We start from the raw sequence: 5,598 nt of genomic DNA, 5'->3' as shown, positions 1-5,598 counted from the left end.
AACGACGACCGCCGAGCAGCATTGACGGCTTGGCTCGACCACTACAACCTAGACAGAACCCACCTCGGCATCGGAGGCAAGACCCCTATCGACCGAATCAACAACGGTCGAGGTCAGTACAGCTAGCCCGCGCATGGAGGGGGTGTCCGGATACGCCGGATACCCCCTCTCATTCAAGGAGCGACCATGACCATTTCCCAGCCCGTGCACGCAGACGACTACGTTGGAGACGTCACCGTCGACATCGGCCTCGACGTCTACGACCGCCTCGACGCGCTTTACCCGGGGAAGATCCGACCGGACCTCCGCGACGGAGACGTCACCACCGTCCCCGGTTACACGATCTTCGTACCGTCCACGGGCACAGGTGCACCGTCGACGGATGCCGCGGCAACTGGTGATGCGGCAGCGCGGATCCTGGCCATCGTGATCCGCGATCTGCAGCGTCAGCTCGCCGACCTCGGGGTCGAGGAAGAGTCGGACGGATGGAGCCTCGCCTATACATGGGACGGGCATGGACTTTTCAACGACTGCCAGTTCGTCGAACATGGCTTCCGCTTCGACGCCCACGTGGAGGTGTTCGCAGAGCCCGCGCGCTGACGCGCCAACGATGTCGGAGTGCCTATGTACCCTGATGGCACGCGCACAGTGACGTACGCAGGAAGAAGACACCATGCCGAACTACATCGTGAACCGCAATCCCCAGCCGAACGGGGACCATGAGGTGCATGACCAAGCATCCATCTACGGATGCCTCCCTCTGCCTGAGAATCGGGTCGCACTCGGAACATTCACGTACTGCAACGCGGCGGTGTCAGCAGCACTCACCCTCGGGTTCAACCGCGCGAACGGCTGCGTGTGGTGCGCGAGCCCCTGCCACACGAGCTGACCGGGCCCGCGCAGGTCTGACGCGCGGATAGGGCCTCGGGACCTGCAAAGATCTGAGGGTGAGCACGAACGACGAAGACGAGGTCCTTCGCCAGGTCGCCCAAGAGCTGAAGACGTACGTCTACATACTCATAGACCCGCGCAGCCGCACACCGTTCTACGTCGGGAAAGGCCGGGGCATCCGCTTCCGCAGCCATTATGCCGATGCACTTGCCCCCGTCGACGACGAGATCGTTGACGAGCAGACGGCGTCCCGCAAGGACAGTCAGATAGCTAAGATCCTCGCGGAAGGCAAGAAGCCGGAAGTGTGGATCCTCCGTCACGGCATGAACGGGGTCGGCGAATACACCGCCGTGGAGGCGACGGTCATCGACCTGCTCATGAGCATGCCACTGGCCTCGCTCCCTGCCGCACCCCTGGGCCTGAGGGATAACCTGACGAACGCGAGACGAGAGCACGCCCGAGGCCACGGCATCCGGTCACTGCAGTCCATCGTCGACGAGTACGCTGCCCCGGACCTGGCGACCACGGAGCCGCTCTTGCTCATCACGCTGAACGGCGAGAACTACGCCCCCGACCAAGACCACCCCGAAGACCAGCGACGAGCGTTCGTCGGCTACAAGCCCGGATGGCGAGAGTCCGCGGTGCGGGTGACGGTGTACGAGGAGATCGGTGAGTCCGTGCGCGCCTGGTGGTCCATCAGCCGCAACACCATCGCGCAGCGCGGCGTCCGCCACGTGGTCGCCGTACACGAAGGCGTCACCCGGGCTCTGTTCAAGATCGATGAAGGCTCGTGGGTGGAAGGACCCGAGAGGTACACGAAGAAAGGCCGACGCATCGCCAACTTGTCGTTCGGGGTGACTCCGGTGAGCGAAGGCCCCTTGTTCGATGAGGTGATCGGCGCACACGGTCACCGGCTGCCGATGCCGCGTCGGCAGAACGCCCTGCGGTACTGGCCGCTCCGGTCGTAGTAGCAGCGCAGCACGCTCACGACCGCCCGCTACGCTGGCCAAGCTATGGAATCGTTCGGACCGCATGCCCCAGAACCCACGCCGGCAGAACGTTTTCTGGTGGCGCATCGACAGGTGCACTATCCACCGACCCGCCTAGAACCTCGGCGCTCCGCGATTCAACGAGCATTTGGCCGCCGCCCTGCCCCGCGACCACACCCCGCGCGGGATGGCGCGAAGCAGGAACTTGATGAGCTGGCACCAGCAGCAGCCCGTCAGCTTATGTTCGCCGCTTTCGACGCTGAGCGCGTACCGCCGCGAACCCGTCGACACCCCTATCACCCTGAGGTCCTCGGCGACAGCGCCCTCATCGAACGCGCAATCCAATGAGTGCTGCACGAGGACATACCGAGTTCCTTCCCACGGTGGAGTCGCCAGCCAAGCACCTGGGGCGACTATTCGGAGCTGGCTCACCTGATCACCGCGTCATCGCTTCGCACACTCGTCGACGGAAAGGTCGCTCAACTCCACACGATCTCTCAAGACCCCGCGTTCAACATCGGCTGCTGGTGCGGCCAACGCGCAGGATGCGCTTGCTCGTCATTCATCGTCGAGCACCATGCCAGCGGACTGCGAGCACGGTGCCACGAGAGGGCCGAGGATGGCACCTGGGGCATCTTCCCTAAGCCGTGGAACGTCGGCTCCCCTTCAGGCAATCAGGAGGATGGGCAACGCTATGTCGGTCTGGGGATAGGTCGCTGGCTGTACACAGTCGCGGCCAGCCGCCGCCCGCGAGCGAGGTGGCGTGCAGATGCCGTCATCCAGCCGGCGGCACTCGCTGTGCGGCAGGCGCTCCACCGCGAGAACCCTTTCATCTGGGACAGCGGGGCGTACGGGTGCGACTGGTGTCGGGACCGGAAGCTCGAGTGGGGCGTGGCTACCCAAAACGACTTCTTAGCTCACCCCGTGATGGCACCTCGACGCTTCCCGGCACCGCGACTGCGTTTCTTCGACTATCGGCGAACGGGGTGAACATCGGCCGGTCTTCGGGGTCGAGGAGAACGCTGAGGTAACCCACGCGAAGCTGGACGTCTTCGTCGTAAACGGAGAGGTCGCCGCGGCGTGAACCCAGAGTTCTCCGCGCCTCACGCTTCGTCGCTCCCGCTCGTCGCAGTGCCGCTGCGGCCTGCGCCTCGTAGAACTTCGCAACCTCTGCGGCCGCTGCCGCCCATAGACGGGCGCTCCTCGCCGACAGCACCAGACCCTCAGCACTGTCATTGCGTTGATCCGCCGCGACGAACTCAATAGTCATAGTGCATACCCTGCGGCGTTTATCGCCCGAGCAGGCGAGACCAGAAACCTCTCCGCCCCTTGCGCACTGGCAGCATTTCACGCGAGACGTCTACCGTGCCGTCACGACCGACAGTCGCGTGCAGCGTGCGCACCGTGACGACCGCGTCCGGCACCGCATCCTTGACCGGCGGTATCGGGAGGCCGTCGCGACGAACGATCCCACCGGCGTTGACCACCGCTCCGTTCGCATCAACCACGAGCCGAATGACCTGGAGAGTGCCATCGTCGATTCGAGGACCCGCGTCTCGCCAGTGCTTCGCCTCAAAGTTGTTGAGCGTCCACGTCAGGCGGCCGAGCCGAGTATCGCCACGCCACGCCCACCAGCCCTTGTCGCCGTCGAAACGGACCTCGAGCACATCGCCGACTCGCACCGAGGCGACAGCTTCTCGGTCCACCGAGCGGTCGTACATCTTGTTGACGAGGTTTTGGCCGGCGGCACGCAGTTGCGTGGCGGCGTCCGGAAGGACACGTATGCCGATGTGACGACTGCCGTCCTTGTTCGGGCCGCTGAGGAGCTCCCAGCGCCCCAGCGGCCGTCTCATGATTGCAATGCAGCGACGACCCGGGCGATGAGCTCTTCCGCGAGCTCGTCGCTGTGGGCGGCGATGGCTTGCCCGCGGACCGTGTCCGGCATCGGAGTCGGGAACCGGTCCTCGAACCCCATGCCCATCGACGCGGAGCTCCGGGAGCCGACGGTTGAAGAATCGCCCACCATCAACGACCGTGACGGGTGGATGCGCGCGGCGACCCCGTAGCGTTCGGCGATGGGCAGGTCGAAACTCACTAGCAGCTGCAAGACGCGCGAGACCCGAGCTTTGATGCGGGAGGGGTCGAGAACGCCGCCCAGCATGTCGTGAGGCAACGTGATCCATGCCGTTCGCTGTCCTTGTCGCGTGACCAGGATCCCGGCTGCATCGTCTCCCGGCACACGGGCATACGCGGCGTCGGCGGAGTGGCCGTTGTCCACCGCCCCAGCCTGCGTGAACAGTCCAGAAGTCCGCCCGGTCACGACGAACTCATCAGCCATCGATTCCATCTGTCCGAGCCTCAGCGACTGCGTCTCAGCCGGGACCAGGGACACCTCCAGGGCAGCGTAAACGTCGTCTCCGTGGTGACGTGTCAGCACCAACTCGCGGGCCACGGACGTCAGCGACGATCTAGCTGGCGCCCAATCGAGTCCCGCTGAGACCTGCACCGGCGCAGGTGTCCTCGTCGACGGGGAGGACGCCGCGCCGGGGAAGGCGGGCTCGGTGACGGGCTTACTCCGCCCCGGCTCGACAGCGGCGATGAGCGTGGCCGCTGCGTCCTCACGGCTCAGCCCAACCAGCTTCACGTAGACGATCTGGCTGAGGAGCCCATCGAGGTGCGTCGGTTCGATGAGCACCGGGATCACGCGCCGATCCAAACCCTGCGGATCCTTCGCGAAGCCGACCGCCCATTCCGATGCCGCCATCCCGCTCTCAAGGAACGCAGGCGACAACACCAGCAGGGTCTTCTTCGCCGTGGACGCTGCCTTGTTCATCTCCAGGACGAAGTTGCTCCCTGCCTGAAAATCCCATTTCTGGAACACGACCGAGTACCCGGCCACTTCCTCCAGCTGCCACGCGATCCACTCAGCCCACTCAGAGTCGGCCTCGGTGTAGCTGACGAAGAAATCGGGGGATGTGCTCATGCCCCGATCCTCGCAGAGGTCACGGACACCCCGGTACCGCGTTCTAGCGCGGAAGCTTCAGCAGACCGAGCGCGAGCCCGTCGCGGACGTAGCGGGCAGCGACGTACGTCGAGCCGAACTGCCACGTGTCGTCACGGTTCTCATCGCCCACATTGGCGAATCCGCGCAAAACCAGCCACGGCAGATCCTGCTCGTCGCTCGCTGCAACGAAACCCGCGCCCTCCATCTCGATGACGCGAACGCGGTCGTGATGCTCGAGACGCATCTCTTCGAGCGTCCCATCCTCAACCAGACTCTAACCGGCGAGGATGTCGCCGCGGTTGATCTTCGGCTTCCACGTCTCGTCGGGGACAGCGACGTCCTGACCCTCGGAGACAAGCGCCTGCGTCAGTTCACGGAGGTCATGCGAGACGCGGGAGAACCAGGAGCGCCGCACCTCAACAAGACCGCGACGTCAGCCGAGCCAAGTTTCATCCCGGACGACCTCAGGAGGCCCGTAGAAGCCCGAGCGAGCGACCGTCGGATGCAGGCGGCGCGCGACGCCGCAGTGCGCCTCTTTCGCTTCTCCTACCAGGTGCAGATCTCGACGGTGGACGACCCGGGCGGCGGAGACCTCAAATGGCCTCGAAAATGAGGAAAGCCGCCGGGTTCCCGGCGGCTTTCCTCATTTGACCTGGCATTCTGAGATACGGGAATGAAAATCCCGAGATACGCGAATGCCCCTTGGTGGCGAGT

The 5,598-nt window shown here is 64.7% G+C and carries 7 protein-coding genes; 3 read left to right on the top strand and 4 right to left on the bottom strand.

Annotated elements, in window-relative coordinates:
* Nucleotides 1-186 precede the first annotated feature (186 nt).
* Nucleotides 187-600: a hypothetical protein gene (locus KZA10_RS07000; RefSeq protein ID WP_218682505.1), complete on the top strand. Its 414-nt coding sequence runs from the start codon at nucleotides 187-189 to the stop codon at nucleotides 598-600.
* 347 nt (nucleotides 601-947) lie between these two features.
* A complete protein-coding gene (locus tag KZA10_RS06995; protein WP_218682504.1) occupies nucleotides 948-1,859 on the top strand; it encodes a hypothetical protein in 912 nt (303 codons plus the stop codon).
* A gap of 916 nt (nucleotides 1,860-2,775) precedes the next feature.
* On the opposite strand, the gene KZA10_RS06990 is transcribed toward KZA10_RS06995, so the two are convergent.
* Genes KZA10_RS06990 through KZA10_RS06975 form a run of 4 tightly spaced genes read right to left on the bottom strand, consistent with a single transcriptional unit; the run spans nucleotide 2,776 to nucleotide 5,128 of the window.
* Nucleotides 2,776-3,150, bottom strand: a complete 375-nt coding sequence (locus KZA10_RS06990) for a hypothetical protein (protein ID WP_218682503.1) — start codon at nucleotides 3,148-3,150, stop codon at nucleotides 2,776-2,778.
* A gap of 19 nt (nucleotides 3,151-3,169) precedes the next feature.
* Nucleotides 3,170-3,733, bottom strand: a complete 564-nt coding sequence (locus tag KZA10_RS06985; protein WP_218682502.1) for a hypothetical protein — start codon at nucleotides 3,731-3,733, stop codon at nucleotides 3,170-3,172.
* Nucleotides 3,730-4,863: a toll/interleukin-1 receptor domain-containing protein gene (locus KZA10_RS06980; protein WP_218682501.1), complete on the bottom strand. Its 1,134-nt coding sequence runs from the start codon at nucleotides 4,861-4,863 to the stop codon at nucleotides 3,730-3,732. Before KZA10_RS06980 ends, KZA10_RS06985 begins: the two co-directional genes overlap by 4 nt.
* Before the next feature lie 43 nt (nucleotides 4,864-4,906).
* Nucleotides 4,907-5,128: a hypothetical protein gene (locus KZA10_RS06975; RefSeq protein WP_218682500.1), complete on the bottom strand. Its 222-nt coding sequence runs from the start codon at nucleotides 5,126-5,128 to the stop codon at nucleotides 4,907-4,909.
* Between KZA10_RS06975 and KZA10_RS06970 the strand changes: the two genes are divergently transcribed.
* Nucleotides 5,114-5,497, top strand: coding sequence for a hypothetical protein (locus tag KZA10_RS06970; protein ID WP_218682499.1), 384 nt, complete (start codon nucleotides 5,114-5,116; stop codon nucleotides 5,495-5,497). The genes KZA10_RS06975 and KZA10_RS06970 overlap by 15 nt on opposite strands.
* Nucleotides 5,498-5,598: the final 101 nt, after the last annotated feature.

Source organism: Microbacterium sp. BF1 (assembly GCF_019279095.1).
Lineage (GTDB): Bacteria > Actinomycetota > Actinomycetes > Actinomycetales > Microbacteriaceae > Microbacterium > Microbacterium maritypicum.
Note: the sequence above shows the minus strand (reverse complement) of the source record. Positions and strands in the feature narration are given on the sequence as shown.